The organism is Streptomyces sp. NPDC042371 (assembly GCF_056437465.1).
This window is the reverse complement of the sequence record NZ_JBWKAP010000003.1, coordinates 272,734-293,125: the sequence shown is the minus strand read 5'-3', so window position 1 is coordinate 293,125 and position 20,392 is coordinate 272,734. Positions and strand designations below refer to the sequence as shown.

The 20,392-nt window shown below is 71.1% G+C and carries 17 protein-coding genes; 4 read left to right on the top strand and 13 right to left on the bottom strand.

What is annotated here, in order from left to right; genetic code table 11:
- Positions 1-58 precede the first annotated feature (58 nt).
- The 6 genes from AC068B_RS10925 to AC068B_RS10900 all read right to left on the bottom strand — a co-directional run bounded on the left by AC068B_RS10925 (position 59) and on the right by AC068B_RS10900 (position 5,371).
- The gene (locus AC068B_RS10925) at positions 59-721 is read right to left on the bottom strand and encodes an FMN-binding negative transcriptional regulator (protein ID WP_478670628.1); all 663 of its coding nucleotides are present in this window, start codon (positions 719-721) and stop codon (positions 59-61) included.
- Between the two features lie 2 nt (positions 722-723).
- The gene (locus AC068B_RS10920; RefSeq protein WP_478670627.1) at positions 724-2,019 is read right to left on the bottom strand and encodes a lysine N(6)-hydroxylase/L-ornithine N(5)-oxygenase family protein; all 1,296 of its coding nucleotides are present in this window, start codon (positions 2,017-2,019) and stop codon (positions 724-726) included.
- 23 nt (positions 2,020-2,042) lie between these two features.
- The gene (locus AC068B_RS10915) at positions 2,043-2,261 is read right to left on the bottom strand and encodes an MbtH family protein (protein WP_356249657.1); all 219 of its coding nucleotides are present in this window, start codon (positions 2,259-2,261) and stop codon (positions 2,043-2,045) included.
- Positions 2,262-2,903: 642 nt separating this feature from the next.
- Positions 2,904-3,659, bottom strand: coding sequence for a hypothetical protein (locus AC068B_RS10910; protein ID WP_478670624.1), 756 nt, complete (start codon positions 3,657-3,659; stop codon positions 2,904-2,906).
- 90 nt (positions 3,660-3,749) lie between these two features.
- Entirely contained in the window at positions 3,750-4,151 is a 402-nt protein-coding gene (locus tag AC068B_RS10905; RefSeq protein ID WP_478670623.1) for a RidA family protein, read from the bottom strand.
- Positions 4,148-5,371: an acyl-CoA dehydrogenase family protein gene (locus AC068B_RS10900; protein WP_478670621.1), complete on the bottom strand. Its 1,224-nt coding sequence runs from the start codon at positions 5,369-5,371 to the stop codon at positions 4,148-4,150. Before AC068B_RS10900 ends, AC068B_RS10905 begins: the two co-directional genes overlap by 4 nt.
- Before the next feature lie 109 nt (positions 5,372-5,480).
- On the opposite strand from AC068B_RS10900, the gene AC068B_RS10895 reads away from it, so the two are divergent.
- Genes AC068B_RS10895 through AC068B_RS10885 form a run of 3 tightly spaced genes read left to right on the top strand, consistent with a single transcriptional unit; the run spans position 5,481 to position 8,549 of the window.
- Positions 5,481-7,124, top strand: a complete 1,644-nt coding sequence (locus AC068B_RS10895; RefSeq protein WP_478670619.1) for an AMP-binding protein — start codon at positions 5,481-5,483, stop codon at positions 7,122-7,124.
- A gap of 9 nt (positions 7,125-7,133) precedes the next feature.
- A complete protein-coding gene (locus AC068B_RS10890; RefSeq protein ID WP_478670618.1) occupies positions 7,134-7,949 on the top strand; it encodes a PaaX family transcriptional regulator in 816 nt (271 codons plus the stop codon).
- Between the two features lie 45 nt (positions 7,950-7,994).
- The gene (locus tag AC068B_RS10885) at positions 7,995-8,549 is read left to right on the top strand and encodes a HutD/Ves family protein (RefSeq protein ID WP_478670616.1); all 555 of its coding nucleotides are present in this window, start codon (positions 7,995-7,997) and stop codon (positions 8,547-8,549) included.
- A gap of 2 nt (positions 8,550-8,551) precedes the next feature.
- Here the strand turns inward: AC068B_RS10885 and AC068B_RS10880 are convergent, their stop codons facing one another.
- Together AC068B_RS10880 and AC068B_RS10875 are read right to left on the bottom strand one after the other, a co-directional pair.
- Positions 8,552-10,876, bottom strand: coding sequence for a bifunctional salicylyl-CoA 5-hydroxylase/oxidoreductase (locus AC068B_RS10880; protein WP_478670614.1), 2,325 nt, complete (start codon positions 10,874-10,876; stop codon positions 8,552-8,554).
- Positions 10,861-11,688, bottom strand: coding sequence for an enoyl-CoA hydratase family protein (locus AC068B_RS10875; protein ID WP_478670612.1), 828 nt, complete (start codon positions 11,686-11,688; stop codon positions 10,861-10,863). The genes AC068B_RS10880 and AC068B_RS10875 overlap by 16 nt, the downstream gene beginning before the upstream one ends.
- Positions 11,689-11,954: 266 nt before the next feature.
- Here AC068B_RS10875 and AC068B_RS10870 point away from each other — a divergent pair, with 266 nt between their 5' ends.
- Positions 11,955-12,386, top strand: a complete 432-nt coding sequence (locus AC068B_RS10870; protein ID WP_356249673.1) for an ATP-binding protein — start codon at positions 11,955-11,957, stop codon at positions 12,384-12,386.
- On the opposite strand, the gene AC068B_RS10865 is transcribed toward AC068B_RS10870, so the two are convergent.
- From AC068B_RS10865 to AC068B_RS10845, 5 genes are all read right to left on the bottom strand, one after another.
- A complete protein-coding gene (locus tag AC068B_RS10865) occupies positions 12,352-13,815 on the bottom strand; it encodes an amino acid permease (protein WP_478670610.1) in 1,464 nt (487 codons plus the stop codon). The two genes, AC068B_RS10870 and AC068B_RS10865, sit on opposite strands and share 35 nt — an antisense overlap.
- An 80-nt stretch (positions 13,816-13,895) precedes the next feature.
- Complete coding sequence (gene argF, locus AC068B_RS10860) at positions 13,896-14,894, bottom strand: ornithine carbamoyltransferase (protein WP_478670608.1); 999 nt, start codon at positions 14,892-14,894, stop codon at positions 13,896-13,898.
- A 98-nt stretch (positions 14,895-14,992) separates the two neighbouring features.
- Positions 14,993-16,225: an arginine deiminase gene (locus AC068B_RS10855; RefSeq protein ID WP_468567384.1), complete on the bottom strand. Its 1,233-nt coding sequence runs from the start codon at positions 16,223-16,225 to the stop codon at positions 14,993-14,995.
- Between the two features lie 44 nt (positions 16,226-16,269).
- On the bottom strand, positions 16,270-18,870 hold the full coding sequence (locus AC068B_RS10850) for a polynucleotide kinase-phosphatase (protein WP_478670606.1): 2,601 nt from the start codon (positions 18,868-18,870) through the stop codon (positions 16,270-16,272).
- Complete coding sequence (locus AC068B_RS10845; RefSeq protein WP_478670604.1) at positions 18,867-20,378, bottom strand: 3' terminal RNA ribose 2'-O-methyltransferase Hen1; 1,512 nt, start codon at positions 20,376-20,378, stop codon at positions 18,867-18,869. Before AC068B_RS10845 ends, AC068B_RS10850 begins: the two co-directional genes overlap by 4 nt.
- Positions 20,379-20,392: the final 14 nt, after the last annotated feature.

Below are 20,392 nucleotides of genomic sequence, written 5' to 3'. Positions count from 1 at the left end.
TCCGGTGGGGACGGATGGCTCTCGGGTTCGATGCGGCGCGCGGACGGCTTCCGTCGCTTCAGGCGCTCTGACTCGCGGGACCTGCGGTGTCGAACTCGCGCATCAGGGCGGCGAGTTCCCTGCCGCGCCAGGTGCCGTCCGAGGCGAAGCGGTCCGTGACCCGCTTCCGGATGTCGGGGCCCTGCTCCTGGCTGAGCTTGAACATGCCGTCCGCCGTCTCCACCTCGAAGCGGAACGCGCCCACGGCCGGGCCGATCCCCCGGAAGTACTCCAGCGAGCCGTCCATCTCCCAACCGTCGCCGAAGTCCTTCTCGTACGCCTGGACCGTCCGTTGGACGACTTCGAGCGTCTCCTCGAAACCGGTGATCGGCCGCAACTTCCCCTGGAGGTGCACCGAGACGAAGTTCCAGGTGGGTGCCGCGGGCGTCGTCTCGTACACCGCGGGGGTGACGTAGCCGTGCGGGCCGGTGAAGATCAGCTGGGCGTCCGCGCCGTCGGTCAGCGAGTCCCAGTGGGCGTTGGCCCGGTTCATGTGGCCGAGCAGGGTCACGCCCTCCGGCCCGGCGTCCCCCGAGGGCGAGTCAGGGCTGAAGATCATCGGCAGGTGCGTGGCGTACGGCACCCGCGGACCGTTGGTGACCAGCGTGGCGAGGGGGTACTGCTCGACGATGCGGCGAAGCCACGCCCGGTCGTCCGCCTGGTAGATCGATGGGACGTACATGGTTACCTCTTGAGGATGGACTGGGCGATCTCGCCGGACCGGACCGCGGTGTTGGACAGGAGACCGGCCGACAGACCGTGGGAGTGTTCGGTGCTTGCGCCCTGGACGTAGATCCCGCAGCGCACCGCGTCCGACGTGGTCACGCGGTAGTCGCGCTCGACGCCGAGCCGCCCCTGCTCGTCCCGCTTGCACTCGCGCAGCAGGTCCTGGAGCAGCGGTGTCGGGTCGCTCGGGCGGTAGCCGGTGGCGAAGACGATCAGGTCCGCCTCGATGGTCTTCGCCGCGCCGGACGCGGTCGACTCGACCACGACGCTCACGCCGTCCGCGTGTTCGACGGCGGAGGTGACGCGCGAGGTGTTGAGCATCCGCAGCCGCGGCTTGCCGAGGACCCTCTCCTGGTAGCTCCTGCGGTACAGGTCCTGCGACACATCGAGATCGACCACCGAGTAGTTGGTGTTCGCGTGGTAGTCGAGGAGGCGCTGCTTCTCGTCGGCCGGAGAGTCGTAGAACTGGTCGACGGCCTCCGGGTCGAAGATGCCGTTCGCATAGGGGCTGTCGTCGGCGACGCTGTAGCCGTAACGCGAGAGCACGGTGTGCACTTGGGCATCGGAGAAAGTGCGGTGCATATAGTCGGCGGCCTCGGCGGCGCTCTGTCCCGAGCCGACGACGACGACGTTCCGAGGGGCTTCGGTGATGGTGCCGACCCGGTGCATCAATTGGGAGCTGTGCCAGATGCGCCCGGATTCCTCTATGCCTGCCGGGAGTCGAGGCGTCAGCCCCATGCCGATGACGACATTACGCGTACGCTGGACGGTCTCGTGACCATCGGACGCATCGCGGGCCACCACGTCGACGTATTCCACCGCACCGTTCTCGACCACCGGCCGGACGGCGGTGATCTCGGAACCGTAGGACACGTGCGACTGGAATTGATGAGCCGCCCATTCCAGGTAGTCGTGGAACTCGACACGCAGCGGGTACAGGGTCTTGCTGTTGATGAACTCGGCGACCCTGCCCTTCTCCTGGAGGTAGGAGACGAACGTGTACCGGCTCATCGCATTGCGCATGGTCGCCAGGTCCTTGAGGAAAGAGACCTGCATCGTCGCGTCTTCCATCAGCATGCCACGGTGCCAGCCGAACCGAGGCTGCCGCTCGTAGAACTTCATGCTGACTTCCGGCGTCCCCACGTCCGCCTTGGCGATGTCCTCCAGAGCGATCGCCAGCGCGAGGTTGGAGGGACCGAAGCCGATTCCGACTACGTCCGCTATGTTCGCGTCGGCTTCTGATTGTGCCGTCATGGATCGAACTGCCTTCCCATTCACTACTTGCCGCTGTTCCCGGACGCTTCGATGAGTGAACTGGGGCGCAGGTCCGTCCAGTTCGTGTCCACGTACTCCAGGCACGCCGCCCGGTCGGCCGCACCGAAGGCCTTGGACCAGCCGGCCGGGATGTCGGCGAAGGCAGGCCAGAGGGAGTGCTGTCCCTCCTCGTTGGTGAGCACGAAGTAACTGCCGTCTTCGTTGTCGAACGGGTTGCTCATGTTTTCCTCGACTTCCCGGAAAATTGCATGACGACTTGGCCGCAGGTGCGGCTGTGACGGCCTGCCGAGGCCGTGGCGGTCGGATTACGGCATGGCGTGGAAGATGGGCCGCCGCAAAAGCCCGTCACAGAAGGGTGCGTGGGCCATGGATAACTCGAAGGGGTACCGCGGAGAGCTGTCATCCGACGGGGTGCCCGTACGTTCGGGCACGGAGAGATTGCGGGAGGTACGTCGCCCCACAGGGCGGTGACTCCGCGAGACTAAGCTGCTCATCCCGACGCACCGGGAGCGCGGGAACCGCACGCCGACGCGTCAGAAGGAATCCGTCTGCAAGGTCTCAAGTCCCCACCCCCCGATAGGTGCACACTGTGTGCCGCTTTGGCCGCTCATAAGAAGCCGGAATGACCCTCGGGCATGGTCTGCCCGCAAAGCAAGATCTTTCGTGAACCTACCTGATGCGAGCGAAGTAAGCCAACCTTGACCTGAAGTCCCGCTTCCCATACTGGTCGGTATCGCATATGTGGGCCTGATGTACTGAAGACCACCGTCAGCCGAGCTTTGAACTCCCTTTTACGCTGGGTTTGTTGACACACAAAGACGCCCCTGTCGCCGAATGGGTCCGGCAACAGGGGCGGGCGCCGATCACTGCCCGGCGGCGGCCAGTTCCTTCAGGTCGACCGTCTCGTCCTTGCCCGGCACCTTCGGGCTCACGGGCTTGCCGTAGTCGCCGAACGTCGCGTCGTTCGGGCTGTCGCCGCCCTTGACGGTGGCACGCAGGATGTACGGCTTGCCCTCCGTGGCGACGTACATCGTGTTCGTCTCGCCGCCGGAGCCCTTCTTCGTCAGGGTGATGGCCTCCTTGCCGTCGACGGTCGTCGTCCCGCCCTTCTTCATGCCCTCGCGGCTGGACTTGTCCTCGTCCATGGACGCGACCAGGCCTTGTTTGTCGCACATCCCGGAGGTCGCGGCGTCGTCGGCGGGCATCTTGACCCACTTGTCGACGACCTTGTCCAGCACCTTCTGCGAACCGGGCTTGTTCTTCAGCTCGCTCTTCCAGTACTGCTCGTTGCCGCGCACGTACAACGTGCCGTTCGTGTGACGCAGTTCGGCCTTGGCGCCCGCGGTGCCGACGGTGCCCTCGCAGTTCTTCTCCTGGTCGACCGCGAGGTCCAGCCGCACCGACTTGCCGTCGGACTGCTTCATGTCGCCCTTGAGGCGCATTGATTCGGCGCCCTTGGTGGCCGCCACCGCCTTCGCCGCGATCTGGTCGGCGCTGTCCTCGGCGAACGGCTTGGAGTCGCCGCCGCCGTCGCCGCCGTCGCTGTCGCCGCACCCCGTGAGCAGGGCAGCGCTCAGTCCGACGATGCCGATGACGCCCGCAATCTTGCTCGTACGCACGTGGTCACCCCTCCTGCGGAACGCCGATGCGTCCCGTTCCCCGCGCCCCCTGTGGCCGCGGTCGTGACCAAGTACCCGCCGTTGGACCGTTCAGTCGAGCACGGCCATCCCGTCGAGTTCCACCAGCGCCGGGTCGTCCCACAGACGGACCGCCCCGATCACGGCCATCGCGGGGTAGTCCCGGCCCGCCAACCTCCGCCAGATCCTGCCCAGTTCGGCAGCACAGGCGCGGTAGTCGGCGACGTCCGTGGCGTAGACCGTGACGCGGGCGAGGTCGGCGGGGGTGCCGCCCGCGTGGCGGAGGGCCGTGAGGAGGTTGGTCAGGGCCCGCTCGAACTGCTCGGGCAGGGTCGATCCGGTGACCTTGCCCTCGCTGTCCAGTGCCGTCTGCCCGGCGAGGAAGACGAGGCGGGAGCCGGTCGCGGTGACGGCGTGCGAGAAGCCGGTGGCCGGGGCGAGTTCGGCGGGGTTGACGCGGTGCAGGCTGCTCATGCGGGCGGCTCCTCCTGGTGGGCGTACAGCTCCTTGGCGATGATGGTGCGCTGGACCTCGCTCGCGCCCTCGTAGATGCGGGGCGCGCGCACCTCACGGTAGAGGTGTTCGAGGAGGTGGCCGCGGCGCAGCGCGCGGGCGCCGTGCAGCTGGACCGCCGCGTCGACCACGTACTGGGCGGTCTCCGTGGCGATGAGCTTCGCCATGGCGGCGCGCCGTGCGATGCCGGGGCTCTGCGGTCCCTCACCGTCGTACGCCGCCGCTGCCGCGTACACCATCAGGCGGGCCGCCTCCGTGCGCGTGGCCATCTCGGCGACCTGGTGGCCGACGGACTGCAGGTCCTTCAACGTGCCCCCGAACGCGGTCCGTTCGGCCGTGTGGGCCAGCGTGGCGTCGAGCGCGGACTGCGCCATGCCGACCGCGAAGGCGCCGACGCTCGGCCGGAACCGGTTGAGGGTGGTCATCGCGACCCGGAAGCCGCGGTCGACCTCGCCGAGCACGTCGTCCCCGTCGACCCGCACGCCGTCGAAGGCGAGGGCGCCGATGGGGTGCGGGGAGAGCATGTCGAGGGGGGTGCCGGTGAGGCCCGCGCGGTCGGCGGGGACCAGGAACGCGGTGACGCCGCGGGACCCCGCGCCCGGGGACGTACGGGCGAAGACGCTGTAGAAGTCGGCTTCGGGGGCGTTGGAGATCCAGCACTTCTCGCCGGTGAGGCGCCAGCCGCCGGACCCGTCCCGCTCCGCCGCGAGGCTCAGGGCCGCCGCGTCCGAGCCCGCGCCCGGCTCGGAGAGCGCGAAGGCCGCGACGGCGTGCCCCGCACGGACGGGCGGCAGCCAGCGTTCCCGCTGCGCGGCCGAGCCGTGGGCGTGCACGGGGTGGGCGCCGAGGCCCTGGAGAGCGAGGGCGGTCTCGGCCTCCGTGCAGGCGTACGCGAGGGATTCGCGCATCAGGCAGAGGTCCAGGGCGCCTGCGCCCCGCGCGCGGGCACCTGTCTCCTCCCCACCCGCGCCCCGCGCGCGGGCACCGGCCTGCTCCCCACCCGCCCCCCGTTCCTCGAACAGGCAGTCCAGCAGGCCCAGTTCACCGAGCTCCGCGACCAGTGGCCGGTTCACATGGCCGGGCTCACCCTTCTCCGCCAGGGGGCGCAGCCGCTCGGCGGCGAGCGTCCGCAGCTCCGCACAGCGGGCGGTTTGCTCAGGATTGAGCGAGAATGCCGTCATCCCGGACCCTTCCTTTATCGCGCACCGTTGACTGTCGTCACCATCACGATACGCTCATGGAGCGAGCCCACCACAGCGCCCGACCGGCAGGCAAGGGGGCAGAGCCGCCATGGAACCCACCGGCAATCCAGCCAATCCGGGGCTGACACCATCCGGCCACGTCGACACGTTCGCCCGGGACCACCTCCCGCCGCGCGAACGGTGGCCCGTACTGGTCCACGACCGCCCCGAGCTGCACTACCCCGACCGCCTCAACTGCGGCGCGGAACTTCTCGACCGGTCCGCCGACCGGTTCGGCGCCGAGCGCCCCGCCTTCCACGCACCGTCCGGCGAGACCTGGACGTACGGGCAGCTGCGGAAGCACGTCGACCGGATCGCGCACGTGCTGACCAGCGAGCTGGAGGTGCGGCCCGGCCAGCGCGTCCTGCTGCGCGGGCCCACCACGCCGTGGCTCGCGGCCTGCTGGCTCGCGGTGGTGAAGGCGGGCGCGGTCGCCGTGACCGTCCTCGCCCAGCAGCGCTCGCAGGAGCTCGCCACCATGTGCGAGATCGCCGAGGTGCGGCACGCGCTCTGCGACATCAGGTCGGTCGACGACCTGATCAAGGCGGGCGTGCCGGGCCTGAGCGTCACCACGTACGGCGGCGAGGGCCCCGACGACCTCTTGGCGCGCGCCGCCCGGCACCCCGGGCGCTACGAGGCGGTGGACACGGCGGCCGACGACGTCGCGCTGATCGCGTTCACCTCCGGCACCACGGGCCGCCCCAAGGGCTGCATGCACTTCCACCGCGACGTGCTCGCCATCGCCGACACCTTCGCGCGGCACATCCTCAAGCCGGTGCCCGACGACGTCTTCGCGGGCAGCCCGCCGCTCGGCTTCACCTTCGGGCTCGGCGGCCTCGTCATCTTCCCGCTGCGCTTCGGCGCCTCCTCCGTACTGCTCGAACAGGCGGGCCCCAAGCAGCTGTTGCCCGCCATCAGGCAGCACGGCATCACCGTGCTCTTCACCGCGCCCACCGCGTACCGCACGATGCTGGACCAGCTCGACGCGTACGACGTCTCCTCGCTGCGCCGCTGCGTCTCGGCGGGCGAGAACCTCCCCGCGGCCACCTGGCAGGCCTGGCACCAGCGCACCGGACACCGCGTCATCAACGGCATCGGCGCGACGGAGCTGCTGCACATCTTCATCTCCGCCGCCGACGACGCGATCAGGCCCGGCACGACGGGACGGCCCGTCCCCGGCTGGCACGCGCGCGTGGTCGACGACTCCGGCGCCCCCGTGCCGGACGGCGAACCAGGACTGCTCGCCGTGCGCGGCCCGGTCGGGTGCCGCTACCTCGCCGACGACCGCCAGCTGCAGTACGTACGGCACGGCTGGAACGTCACGGGCGACACCTACATCCGCGACCCCGACGGCTACTTCCGCTACGTCGCCCGCGCGGACGACATGATCATCTCGGCCGGGTACAACGTCGCGGGCCCCGAGGTCGAGGAGGCCCTGCTGCGCCACCCCGACGTCGCCGAGACGGCGGTCGTGGGACGCCCCGACGAGCTGCGCGGCCAGATAGTGGTGGCGTACGTGGTCCCGCGCGAAGGGGCGAGCCCGGACGCGGACCGGCTGCGCGAGTTCGTCAAGGGTGAGCTCGTGCCGTACAAGTGCCCGCGCGAGATCGTCTTCCTGGACGCGCTGCCGAGGACGGCGACGGGGAAGCTGCAGCGGTTCCGACTGCGGACGGAGCCGGAGCCGGGCCCGTAGAGTGATCACGTGTCCGAGCAGCACACTCCACGGTCCCTGATCGTCACCTTCTACGGCGCCTACGGCCGGGCGGCGCCCGGCCCCGTCCCGGTGGCCGAGCTGGTGCGCCTCCTCGCGCCGGTCGGCGTCGACGCGCCCTCGGTGCGGTCGTCGGTGTCCCGGCTGAAGCGGCGCGGTCTCCTCGTGCCAGGACGCACGGAGGCGGGCGCGGCCGGGTACGCGCTCTCGCCCGACGCCCGCCAGCTCCTGGAGGACGGCGACCGCCGCATCTACGGACCGCCGCCCGCGCGGACGGCGGGCGGGTGGGTCCTCGCGGTCTTCTCCGTCCCCGAGGCGGAGCGCAACAAGCGGCACGTGCTGCGCTCCCGCCTCGCGGGCCTCGGCTTCGGTACGGCGGCCCCCGGCGTCTGGATCGCCCCCGCCCATCTCTACGAGGAGACCAGGCACACCCTGGAGCGCCTCCAACTCGCCTCGTACGTCGACCTGTTCAGCGGCGAACACCTGGGCTACGCGCCGACGGCCGAGGCTGTCGCGCGCTGGTGGGACCTCTCGTCCCTGGCCAAGCAGCACGAGGAGTTCCTGGACCGCCACGAGCCGGTGCTCCGCTCCTGGGAGGCCCGCGAGGACACTCCCCCGCCGCCCGAGGAGGCGTACCGCGACTACCTCCTCGCCCTCGACTCCTGGCGCCAGCTCCCCTACGCCGACCCGGGCCTGCCCGCCGGTCTGCTGCCTTCGGACTGGCCCGGCGCCCGCTCGGCGGCGGTGTTCGCGGCGCTCGACGAGTCGCTGCGGGAGGCCGGGGCGCGGTTCGTGCACCCCGCATAGGCTGGCCCCGGACTCGGTGATCATGAGCGTGGGAGGAGTCGGCGGGTGGACGCAGATGTGCTGCGCTGGAGCGCGTACCGCAGCGTGCCGTGGAAGAACGGCGGCGGTATCACCAGGGAGGTCGCGGACGACGCCGACTGGCGGGTGAGCGTCGCGGACGTGGACGATGACGGCGCCTTCTCCGCCTTTCCCGGGCTCGACCGCGTGATCACCCCGGTCGAGGGCGAGGGCATGGTGCTGACCGTGGACGGCGCCTCGCGGCCGGTCGGGCCGCTGAGCCCGTTCGCCTTTCCCGGCGACGCGACGACGGACTGTCACCTGACGGCGGGCGCGGTGCGCAACCTGAACGTGATGACCCGCAGGGGCCGGGCGGCGGCGGTGGTGGAGATCGTCACCGTCACTGCCGCGCAGGAGACGGTGTGCGTTGCGGGCGAGACCGTGCTCGTCATGGCCGTCACCGAGGGGATCGCCGTCGGCGGGCCGGACGGACGGGAGACCCCGCTGGGCCGTCTCGACTGTGTGCGCCGGGACGGCCCGGGGACGGTGACGCTCCGCGGCGACGGCACGGTGGCCCGGATCAGGATCACCGCGCCGCGCTGAGGTCAGTCGCCCAGTTTCAGCCTCTGCTTGGGGGCGTCCGTGCGGCCGGTCTGGGGCCTGCGGCTGCCCGCGCGGTACTGGGCGGGCCAGGTCGCGCCCGGTCCCGCGTACTCCTGTTCGGCCGCGGCGTGCAGGGTCCAGTGGGGGTCGTAAAGGTGGGGGCGGGCCAGGGCGCAGAGGTCCGTGCGGCCCGCCAGGAGCAGGGAGTTGACGTCGTCCCAGGAGGAGACGGCGCCGACGGCGATCACCGGGATGCCGGTCAGGCTGCGGATCCGGTCGGCGTACGGCGTCTGGTAGGAGCGGCCGTACGCGGGGCGCTCGTCGGAGACGACCTGGCCGGTCGAGACGTCGATCGCGTCGGCGCCGTGGGCGGCGAACGCGCGGGCGATCTCGACGGCGTCCTCCGCGGTGGTGCCGCCGTCGGCCCAGTCGGTGGCGGAGATGCGGACCGTCATGGGCCTGCCTTCGGGCCACACCTCCCGCACCGCGTCGAAGACTTCCAGGGGGAAGCGGAGGCGGCCCGAGAGGTCCCCTCCGTAGGCATCCGTGCGGTGGTTCGTGAGCGGGGAGAGGAAGCCGGAGAGCAGATAGCCGTGGGCGCAGTGGAGTTCGAGGAGGTCGAAGCCCGCGCGGTCGGCGCGGCGGGCCGCATCGACGAACTGTTCGCGGATCTCGCTGAGGCCCGCGCGGGAGAGTTCGCGCGGGGTCTGGCTGTCCGGCCGGTACGGCAGCGGTGAGGCGGCGTCGAGCGGCCAGTTGCCTTCGGGCAGCGGCTCGTCGATGCCCTCCCACATCAGCTTGGTGGAGCCCTTGCGGCCGGAGTGGCCGAGCTGGAGGCCGATCGCCGTGCCGGGCGCCTGCGCGTGCACGAAGTCGGTGACGCGGCGCCAGGCTTCGGCCTGCTCGTCGGTGTAGAGCCCGGCGCAGCCCGGTGTGATGCGGCCGCGCTCGCTGACGCACACCATCTCGGTCATGACGAGGCCCGCGCCGCCCAGCGCCCGCGCGCCCAGGTGGACCAGGTGGAAGTCGCCGGGGACGCCGTCCACGGCGGAGTACATGTCCATCGGCGAGACGACGACACGGTTGCGCAGGGTCAAGTCTCGGAGCCGGAAGGGCGTGAACATCGGCGGGGTGCCGTCCGGGCAGCCGAAGTCCCGCTCGACGGAGCGGGTGAAGTCCGCGTCGCGCAGCCGGAGGTTGTCGTGGGTGACGCGGCGGCTGCGGGTGAGGAGGTTGAAGGCGAACTGGCGGGGCGGCTGGTCCAGGTAGTCGGGCAGCCGCTCGAACCACTCCAGGCTGGCGCGGGCGGCGCGCTGCGTGGAGGCGACGACGGGGCGGCGCTCGGTCTCGTACGCCTGGAGGGCGGCCGGGATGTCGGGCTGTTCCTCCAGGCAGGCGGCGAGCGCGAGGGCGTCCTCGACGGCGAGCTTCGTGCCCGAGCCGATGGAGAAGTGCGCGGTGTGCGCCGCGTCGCCGAGCAGGACCGTGTTCCCGCTCGACCAGCGGGAGTTGGTGACCGTGCGGAAGTTGATCCAGGCGGACTTGTTGCCGCGCAGGGGGCGGCCGCCGAGTGCGTCCGCGAAGATCTTGGCGCAGCGTTCGGTGGACTCGCGCTCGTCGAGCTCCGCGAAGCCCGCGGCCTCCCACACCTCCTCGCGCATCTCGACGATGACGGTGGACTCGTGCGGCGAGAACGGATAGCCGTGCAGCTGCATCACGCCGTGCTCGGTCTCGGCGATCTCGAAGCGGAACGCGTCGAAGGCGAAGTCCGCGGCGAGCCAGATGTAGCGGCAGTGGTGGGTCGTCAGGCTCGGCCCGAAGACGTCGGCCCGCGCCTCGCGGGTGAGGCTGTGCACGCCGTCCGCGGCGACGACCAGGTCGTACTCCACGGAGAGCGCGGCGGCGGGCGGCGCCTCCGTGCGGAAGCGGAGCTCGACGCCGAGGTCCCGGCAGCGGTCGTGCAGGATCTCCAGGAGCCTGCGCCTGCCGAGCGCGGCGAAGCCGTGGCCGCCGGAGGTGTGGCGCCGGTCCCGGTGCACGATGTCGATGTCGTCCCAGCGCACGAACTCCGCCTGGAGCGCGGCGTAGACGGCGGGGTCGGCGTGCTCGATGCCGCCCAGGGTCTCGTCGGAGAGGACGACGCCGAAGCCGAAGGTGTCGTCGGGCGCGTTGCGCTCCCAGACGGTGACCTCGCGGGTCGGGTCGAGGCGCTTGAGCAGCGCGGCGGCGTAGAGACCGGCCGGGCCGCCGCCGATGACGGCGATCCGGTGGGCCCGCCCCGCGGCGGAGGGTGCGACGGAGGTTCCCACGGTCACCGCCCCTGCCACTTCGGCGGGCGCTTCTCCGTGAAGGCCGCGTGGAACTCGGCGTAGTCCTCGCCGTTCATCAGCAGGGCCTGCGTCGAGGCGTCCAGCTCGATGGAGGCGGCGAGCGGCATGTCGAGCTCCGCCGTGAGGAGCGCCTTGGTCTGCGCGTACGCGAGGGCAGGTCCTTCGGCGAGGCGGCGGGCCAGGTCCTGCGCGGCCTCCGCGGCCCTGCCCTCCTCCGTCAGCTCGCTGATCAGCCCGATCCGTTCGGCCTCGGGGGCGCGCACCGGTTCGCCGAGCATCAGCAGCCGGGTGGCGTGGCCGAGTCCGACGACGCGCGGCAGGAGGTAGGCGGCGCCCATGTCGCCGCCGGAGAGGCCGACCCGGGTGAAGAGGAAGGAGAACCGCGCGGAGGGGTCGGCGACGCGGAAGTCCGCGGCGAGGGCGAGCACCGCGCCGGCGCCCGCCGCCACCCCGTGCACGGCGACGACCACCGGGAAGGGGCACTCCCTGATGGCGCGCACGACCTGGCCCGTCATGCGGTTGAAGTCGAGGAGCTGGGCGGTGTCCATGGCGAGCGTGGCGCCGATGATCTCGTCGACGTCGCCGCCCGAGCAGAAGCCGCGGCCCTCGCCGCCGAGCACGAGGGCGCGCACGGACTTGTCGCGGGAGAGCTCGGCGAGCAGGTCGCGCAGGTCGGCGTAGGCACCGAAGGTGAGCGCGTTGAGCTTGTCGGGGCGGGCGAGGGTGACCGTGGCGACCCCTTCGTCGACGACGAGGCGCAGGTGCCGCCAGTCGGGAGTGCGGGTCGCGGAGCCGGTGAAGGGACTCATCAGGTGCGGCCTCCTCGGCCTGAGGTGACGACTGGCTACCTCTCGAAGTTATCACCGTTCTGTGACTGTCGTCATGAGTGCGCGATAAGCCAGCTCTCTTCCGCCTCATACGGGAACGGAAATCCCGAAATACACGTCTTGTCACCTGGGACACCACAGGGCCGGACGTCCCGGAAATGCCCGACCGTCGCCCCTGTCGACATAGCGCTTAAGATTCGTACGGTTGAAAGCAGGACCGCCACCTGCTTGCCCTGAACGGACCCGCCTTGCACGAGCCTTCCTCCCCCGCCTCCTGGCGCATCGCGCTGCCGCACACCACGGCAGCCGTGCCCGTCGCACGCGCCCTGGTCCGTACGGCGCTGACCGACATCGAGTCGTCCGCCGACACCGACACCGCCGAGCTCCTCACCGCGGAGCTGGTCGCCAACGCCGTCGAACACACCGAGGGGCAGGACCCCATAGAGCTGGTGATCGAGCTGCTGCCCACCGGCTGTCAGGTCGAGGTGCACGACTCCAATCCGCTGCCGCCCGGCGACCTCACGGGCCCGGGCCCGCACGGCGAGCCGGACCCCTGGCAGGAGCACGGGCGCGGCCTGCTCCTGATCCGCACCCTCAGCTCGTCCTGCGGCCACCGCACCACCGCGTCCGGCAAGGCCGTCTGGTTCACGCTTCCCGCGAGGTCCCCGCACCAGTGCTGACGGGACCAGTACTGACGGGGCCCCGGCCGAGCCGCGAGTGGCCGCGGCCGTACAGCGCGTAGACCACCGAGCCCACCACGAGGAACACGGCGAACTGCAGCCACGTCGTCCAGCCCGTGCCCCAGATCAGATAGAGGCAGAAGCCGACGCCGAGGACCGGGCTGACCGGATAGAGCGGCACCCGGAAGGTGCGCCGCAGGTCAGGTGCGGAGCGACGGAGCGCGATCACCGCGACATTCACCGCGACCATGATCGCCAGGGTGCCGATGGTGGTCAGGCTGACGACCACGTCCAGCGAGGAGAAGGCGGCGGGCACGGCGACGACCGCCGCGACGATCCAGGTGTTGGCGACGGGGGTCCTGGTCCGCGGCGAGACGCGTTCGAAGACGCGCGGCATCAGGCCGTCGCGGGACATCGACATCAGGATGCGGGTCTGGCCGTACATCACGGCGAGCACCACGGAGGCGATGGCGACGACCGCGCCGAAGGCGATGATGCCGCCGCCGACGGTCGAGTCGGTGACCTGGTTCACGACGAGGGAGAGCGCGGCGGGCTTGTCGGCGACGGCGTCCGGGCCGAGCGCGCCGATTGCCGCGAGCGCCACGGCGACGTAGAGCAGGGTGACGACGCCGATGCAGATCAGGATGGCGAGCGGGATGTTGCGCCGCGGGTTCTTCACCTCTTCGCCCGCCGTGGTGACGGCGTCGAAGCCGATGAAGGAGAAGAAGGCGAGCGAGGCCCCAGCGGTGATGCCGGAGACGCCCGCGCCCGCGAAGGGCGTGAGGTTGCCGTCCTCGAACGCGGTGAAGGCGACGGCCAGGAAGAGCAGCAGGATGCCGATCTTCAGTACCGCCATGGCGGCCGTCGCGCCCGCGCTCTCCCGGATGCCGCGCACCAGGAGCACGGCGGCCAGCAGGATGACGACCACGGCGGGCAGGTTCACCACACCGCCCTCGCCGGGCCCCGCGGACAGCGCGGCGGGCAGCTCCCAGCCGGTGAGGCTGTGCAGCAGCTCGTTCAGGTACTGGCTCCAGCCGACCGCGACCGCGGAGACCGAGACGCCGTACTCAAGGAGCAGACACCAGCCCACGAGGAACGCCGTGCGCTCGCCGAGGGAGGCGTACGCGAAGGAGTACGAGCTGCCGGAGACCGGGATCGCACCGCCCAGCTCGGCGAACGAGAACGCGGTGAAGATGCAGGTCACCGCCGCGAGGACATAGGAGATGGCGACGGCGGGGCCCGCCTCTGCGACGGAGTCGGAGAGGCCGACGAAGATGCCGGTGCCGACGATCGCGCCGACACCGAAACACACGAGCTGGAAGAGCCCCATGGTGCGCCTCAGGCCGTGGCCTTCGAGGTCCGCGCCCGATTCGGCGACGAGCTGCTCGGGTGACTTGATGCGAAGCCCGTTGGTACGCGTGGGGCTCATGGGGTGGTTCTCGTTTCTGGTGGTGCGTGGTGCAGGCGGTGCAGGTGGTGCAGGCGGTGCGTGTTCCTTGAGGGGGGAGGTCAGGCGAGGGTCGCCACCAGGACCGCCTTGATCGTGTGCATACGGTTCTCGGCCTCGTCGAAGACCACGGAGTGCGCCGACTCGAAGACCTCGTCGGTGACCTCCAGCGACTCCAGTCCGTACGTCTCGTGGACCTCGCGTCCGACCTTGGTGCCGAGGTCGTGGAAGGCGGGCAGGCAGTGCATGAACTTTACGTCGGCGTTGCCCGTGGCGCGCAGGACGTCCATCGTCACCGCGTAGGGCACGAGGGCCGCTATGCGCTCCGCCCACACCTCCTGCGGCTCCCCCATCGACACCCACACGTCGGTGCCGACGAAGTCCGCGCCCCCGACGCCCTCCGCGATGTCCTCGGTGAGCGTCAGGCGGGCGCCGCTGGCCTCGGCGAGCTCGCGGGCCCGCGCGACGATCTCCGGGGCGGGCCAGTAGGCCTCGGGCGCGACGATGCGCACGTCCATGCCGAGCAGGGCGCCGGTGACCAGGTACGAGTTGCCCATGTTGAAGCGGGCGTCGCCGAGGTAGGCGAAGGCGATGTCGGTGAGGGGCTTGGCGCTGTGCTCGGTCATCGTGAGCATGTCGGCGAGCATCTGGGTGGGGTGCCAGTCGTCGGTCAGGCCGTTGAAGACGGGCACGCCCGCGTGGGCGGCGAGCGTCTCGACGGTGTCCTGCGAGTCCCCGCGGAACTCGATGCCGTCGAACATCCGGCCGAGCACCCGGGCGGTGTCCTTCGACGACTCCTTCTTGCCGATGTGCGAGCCGGAGGGGTCGATGTACGTCGTCGAGGCCCCCTGGTCGGCGGCGGCCACCTCGAAGGCGCAGCGCGTCCGCGTCGAGCTCTTCTCGAAGATCAGCGCAATGTTCCTGCCCCGCAGCCGCGGCACCTCGGCCCCGGCCTTCTTGGCCGCCTTCAGCTCCGCGGCCAGCTCGATCAGGCCGCGGAACTCGTCGGCGGTGAAGTCCAGCTCCTTGAGGAAGTGGCGGCCGGTGAGATCTGTGGCCATGAGGCGCTCCAGGAGTGCGGGATAGGGAGTACGGGGCACGTTGACATTGAAACTATATACGACGCGCCACATTTATATACAGAGCCCCCCGCCAGGGCCTACATCCCGGGCACGGCGTCGCGCTGCACCGGACAGCTCATGCACCGCGGCCCGCCCCGGCCGCGCCCCAACTCGCTCCCCAGGATCTCGATCACCTCGATGCCCTGCTTGCGCAGGTGCGTGTTGGTCGTCGAGTTCCTCTCGTACGCGACGACGACGCCGGGCTCCACCGCGAGGACGTTGCAGCCGTCGTCCCACTGCTCGCGCTCGGCCGCGTGCACGTCCTGCGTGGCCGTGAGGACCCGGATGGCGTCGAGGCCGAGCGCGGCGGCGATGGCGCGGTGCATGTGCTCGGGCGGATGGTCGGTGACCTTCAGCTCGCGCTCCCCCACGCCCGGCTCGATGGTGTACGAGCGGAGCATGCCGAGGCCCGCGTACTGCGTGAAGGTGTCGCCGTCGACCATCGTCATCACCGTGTCGAGGTGCATGAACGCGCGCCGCTTCGGCATGTCGAGGGCCACGATCGTCTGCGCCGAGCCCGCCGCGAACAGCTTGTGCGCGAGCATCTCGACGGCCTGCGGCGTGGTGCGCTCGCTCATGCCGATGAGCACCGCCCCCTTGCCGATCACCAGGACGTCGCCACCCTCGATGGTCGAGGGGTAGTCCGCCTGGCCCCGCGACCAGATGTTGAAGTCCTCGGCGCGGAAGAGTGGATGGTGCCGGTAGATCGCCTCGAAGTGCACGGTCTCGCGCTGCCGGGCGGGCCAGCGCATCGCGTTGATCGAGACGCCGTCGTAGATCCAGGCGGAGGTGTCGCGGGTGAAGAGGTGGTTGGGCAGCGGACCGAGCAGGAAGTCGTCCAGGTCCATGCAGTGGAAGCGCACGGACGTCGGCTCGGCGTGGCGCTCCAGGAATTCCCGCTTCGTCATCCCGCCGATCAGCGCCTCGGCGAGCTCGGCCGACGGCATGGTCTCGAACGCGGCCCTCAAGTGGTCGGTGGCGAGCGGCCCGTACTCCTTCTCGTCGAAGACCCGGTCCAGGACGAGGAGGCGGGCCGCGGGCACGTCCAGGGTCTCGGTCAGCAGGTCGCCGAAGAGATGGACCGCCACCCCCCGGTCGCGCAGCACGTCCGCGAACCCGTCGTGCTCCTGGCGGGCCCTGCGCACCCACAGGACGTCGTCGAAGAGGAGGGCGTCCTTATTGCTCGGAGTCAGCCGCTTGAGCTCCAGATCGGGGCGGTGCAGTATGACGCGGCGCAGCCGCCCGGCCTCGGAGTCGACATGGAATCCCATGGGGTCCATCTTTCCCCGGCCGGACGGCCGACGCGCACCGTTGGCTAAAGCCGGGGGTCCACCGGCTCCGACTCCAGGGCGAGCACCGCGAACACCGCCTCGTGCACCCGCCACAGCGGCTCGCCGTCGGCGAGGCGGTCCAGGGCCTCCAGGCCGAGCGCGTACTCACGGGTGGCGAGGGAGCGCTTGTGACCGAGGAAGCGGTCGCGCAGCTTCGCCAGGTTCTCCGGGCGGGTGTACTCCGGGCCGTAGACGATCCGCAGGTACTCGCGGCCGCGGCACTTGATGCCGGGCTGGACGAGCCTGCCCTTCGCGTTCCTGACCAGTGCCTCGACCGGCTTGACGACCATGCCCTCGCCGCCGCGGCTGGTCATCTCCAGCCACCAGTCGACGCCCGCACGGACCGACTCCGCGTCGCCCGTGTCGACATAGAGGCGGCGGGTGGTCTGCAGCAGGTCGGAGCCCTGGCTGCTGTCGTGCTCCACCATGCGGTCGATCAGGGCGAGCTGCTCGTCGTGCGGGAGCGCGGCGAGGCTGCGGCCCTGGACGGCCAGGATCTGGAACGGCGCGAGGCGCACGCCCTCCAGGCCCTCGGTCGGCCAGCAGTAGCGGCGGTAGGCGTCGGTGAACGCGGCGGCGTCCGCGGCGCGTTCCCGCTGCCGGTCCAGGAGCTCGCCCGCGTCGACTCCCCGTGCCGTCGCCGCCTCCAGGGCCTCGATCGCGCCGGGGAAGACGGCGCCTGAGGCGGCGCCCACGGCGGCGTACTGCGTGCGGAGCAGCCCGGACGCCTTCAGCGACCACGGCATCAGCTCCGCGTCGAGCAGCAGCCAGTCCGTGGCCAGCTCCTCCCACAGGCCCGCCTCGGTGACGGCGCCGCGCACCCGGCCGAGGATCTGCTCGGTGACGGCGGGGTCGTCGAAGAAGGGGCGTCCGGTGCGGGTGCAGAGGGAACCGGTGGGGCCCTCCACGCCGAACCGCTCGCGGGCCGTGTCCGCGTCGCGGCAGACCAGGACCACCGCGCGCGAGCCCATGTGCTTCTCCTCGCACACGACACGGGCGACGCCGTCCTCCGCGTACGCGGCGAAGGCCTCCTCGGGGTGTTCCAGGTAGCCCTCGCGCCGGGAGGTGGCCGTCGGCGCCATCGTCGGCGGCAGGTACGGCAGCAGGCGCGGGTCGACGGCGAAGCGGCTCATGACCTCCAGGGCCGCGGCCGCGTTCTCCTCGCGCACGGCGACGCGGCCCGCGATTGGGGTCTCCCCTGCTCGAACGGAGTTGAGAGTTAGGGGAAGCGTCTCCACCACGCGGCGGCCGTGCACGTCGTTCAGGTCGAGCGGCCGCCCGTCGTGGCCGCCCGGTGCCTCGGTCCGCAGCGGCCTGGACGGTTCGTACCAGACGCGTTCCGCCGGTACGTCGACGAGCTCGCGCTCCGGCCAGCGCAGCGCGGTCAGCATGCCGCCGAAGACAACACCGGTGTCCAGGCAGATGGTGTTGTTGAGCCAGGTCGCGGTGGGCACCGGGGTGTGGCCGTAGACGACCGCGGCCCTGCCCCGGTACTCCTCGGCCCAGGGGTAGCGCACCGGCAGGCCGAACTCGTCGGTCTCGCCCGTGGTGTCGCCGTACAGGGCGTGCGAGCGCACCCGGCCGGAGGTGCGGCCGTGGTACTTCTCGGGCAGCCCGGCGTGGCAGACGACGAGGCGGCCCTCGTCCAGTACGTAGTGCGAGACGAGGCCGTCGACGAACTCCCGCACCTGCGTGCGGAACTCCTCGCTCTCCTCGGACAACTGCGCGATCGTCTCGGCGAGTCCGTGGGTGTGCTGGACGCCCCGGCCCTTGAGGTGGCGGCCGAGCTTGTTCTCGTGGTTGCCGGGCACGCACAGGGCGGTGCCGCCCGCGACCATCGACATCACGCGCCGCAGGACGCCCGGCGTGTCCGGGCCGCGGTCGACGAGGTCGCCGACGAACACGGCCGTGCGGCCCTCCGGGTGGACGCCGTCGACGTAACCGAGCTTGCCGAGCAGGGTCTCCAGCTCGGCGGCGCAGCCGTGGATGTCGCCGAAGATGTCGAAGGGGCCTGTGAGGTGGGTGAGGTCGTTGTAGCGCTTCTCCGTGGCGATGGTGGCGGCCTCGATCTCCGCCACTCCGCGCAGGACGTGCACCTTCCTGAAGCCCTCGCGCTCCAGGTGCCGCAGGGAGCGCCGCAGTTCGCGCTGGTGGCGCTGGATGACGCGGCGCGGCACGCCCGCGCGGTCCGGGCGCGCGGCGTTGCGCGCGGCGCAGACCTCCTCGGGCACGTCGAGCACGATGGCGATGGGCAGCACGTCGTACTGCCTGGCCAGCTCGATCAGCTGCTTGCGGCTGTCGCTCTGCACGCTGGTCGCGTCGATGACGGTGCGGCGGCCCGCGGCCAGGCGCTTGCCCGCGATGTAGTTCAGGACGTCGAAGGCGTCGCGGCTCGCGCTCTGGTCGTTCTCGTCGTCGGCGACGAGTCCGCGGCAGAAGTCGCTGGATATGACCTCGGTGTCCTTGAAGTGCCTGCGCGCGAACGTGGACTTGCCGGAGCCGGTGGCGCCGACGAGGACGACGAGGGAGAGGTCGGTGACGGCGAGGGTCCGTGCGGCATCGGTGGTGCCGGTGTCGTTCGTCATGCGGCCTGCTCCTCCTTCTTGGTGGTCCGGGCGTGCTTGTCGGTCCGGGCGTGCTTGTCGGCCTGCGTGAACACGGCCATCTGTGTGGGCGGTCCCACCTCGGGGTCCTCGTCGCCCACCGGGACGAACTCCACCCCGTACCCGTGCCGTTCCGCCACCTCGTGGGCCCAGGTGCGGAACTCCTCGCGGGTCCACTCGAAGCGGTGGTCGCTGTGGCGGACGTGGCCCGCGGGCAGCGACTCCCAGCGGACGTTGTACTCGACGTTCGGCGTCGTCACGAGGACCGTGCGGGGCCGCGCGGAGCCGAACACCGCGTACTCAAGGGCGGGCAGGCGCGCCAGGTCGAGGTGCTCGACGACCTCGCTGAGCACCGCCGCGTCGTACCCCTTGAGCCGCTTGTCGGTGTACGCGAGCGAGCCCTGCATCAGCGTGACGCGCCCGGCCTGGCGCTCGCCCATGCGGTCGAGGTTCAGCCGCCGCGAGGCGACGGTCAGCGCGCGCATGGACACGTCGACGCCGACGATCTCGGTGAACCGCACGTCCTTGAGCAGCGCCTGCACCAACTGGCCCTGGCCGCAGCCCAGGTCGAGCACCCGGCAGGCTCCGGCCTCGGTGAGCGCGGCGAGGATCGCGTCGCGGCGCCGCTCGGCGAGCGGTACCGGCTGCTCTTCGGTGTCGGTCCCTTCGTCGACGGCGTTGTCGATCTCCTCGACGTCTGTGTCGTCCGCGTCGGCGAGCCGCACCAGTTCGAGCCGCTCCTTGGCCTCCCGGGTCAGGGACCCGCGCCGCGCCAGATAGCGGCTGGTGATGAGCTCCTGCTCCGGGTGGTCCGCGAGCCACCCCTCACCGGCCCGCAGCAACTTGTCGACCTCGTCCGGCGAGACCCAGTAGTGCTTGGCGTCGTCGAGGACGGGCAGCAGCACGTAGAGGTGCCGCAGCGCCTCGCCCAGCGTCAACGTCCCTTCGGGCGCTTCGAGTACGAGCTGTACGTACCGCGAATCCCCCCACTCGGGGAACCGCACGTCCAGCGGCACCGGCGTCACCGCCACCGTCCAGCCGAGCGGCTCGAAGAGCGCCCGCACCAGGTCGGCGCCGCCGTGGGCGGGCAGCGCGGGCACCTCGACGCGCAGCGGCAGCGGCTGCGCGGCCCGCTCCGGACGCGCGGCGCACACCCCGCGCAGCGCGCTGGAGAACACCGCGCTCAGCGCCACGGCGAGCAGCGACGAGGCGGCGTAGGGCCGATCGTTCACGTACTGCGCGAGAGCCGCGTCCGGGGCCCCGCCCCGCCCCTTGTTCTTGCCCTTGCCGCGCCGCACGAGCGCGACGGGGTCGACCTCCAGGAGCAGCGCTGCGGTGCAGCGCTCGGGGGTGGCCTCGGGGTAGAGGACGTGCGCCGTGCCGTACGAGGTGGAGAACGCCTGCGTCTTCCCGGGATGCTTGTGCAGCAGGAATCCGAGGTCGGTGGCCGGGCGTTCGTGGGTACCGGTGGTACTGATCGTCAGAAACACTTCAGGTCGGCCTC

Coding starts and splice junctions, on each gene's coding strand:
- AC068B_RS10905 (WP_478670623.1), bottom strand. CDS start 4,151: ATGAGCAGCCTGCACCGCGTCAACCCCGCCGAACTCGCCCCGGCCACC.
- AC068B_RS10920 (WP_478670627.1), bottom strand. CDS start 2,019: ATGACGGCACAATCAGAAGCCGACGCGAACATAGCGGACGTAGTCGGA.
- AC068B_RS10850 (WP_478670606.1), bottom strand. CDS start 18,870: ATGACGAACGACACCGGCACCACCGATGCCGCACGGACCCTCGCCGTC.
- argF (WP_478670608.1), bottom strand. CDS start 14,894: ATGGCCACAGATCTCACCGGCCGCCACTTCCTCAAGGAGCTGGACTTC.
- AC068B_RS10875 (WP_478670612.1), bottom strand. CDS start 11,688: ATGAGTCCCTTCACCGGCTCCGCGACCCGCACTCCCGACTGGCGGCAC.
- AC068B_RS10855 (WP_468567384.1), bottom strand. CDS start 16,225: ATGGGATTCCATGTCGACTCCGAGGCCGGGCGGCTGCGCCGCGTCATA.
- AC068B_RS10895 (WP_478670619.1), top strand. CDS start 5,481: ATGGAACCCACCGGCAATCCAGCCAATCCGGGGCTGACACCATCCGGC.
- AC068B_RS10925 (WP_478670628.1), bottom strand. CDS start 721: ATGTACGTCCCATCGATCTACCAGGCGGACGACCGGGCGTGGCTTCGC.
- AC068B_RS10900 (WP_478670621.1), bottom strand. CDS start 5,371: ATGACGGCATTCTCGCTCAATCCTGAGCAAACCGCCCGCTGTGCGGAG.
- AC068B_RS10915 (WP_356249657.1), bottom strand. CDS start 2,261: ATGAGCAACCCGTTCGACAACGAAGACGGCAGTTACTTCGTGCTCACC.
- AC068B_RS10865 (WP_478670610.1), bottom strand. CDS start 13,815: ATGAGCCCCACGCGTACCAACGGGCTTCGCATCAAGTCACCCGAGCAG.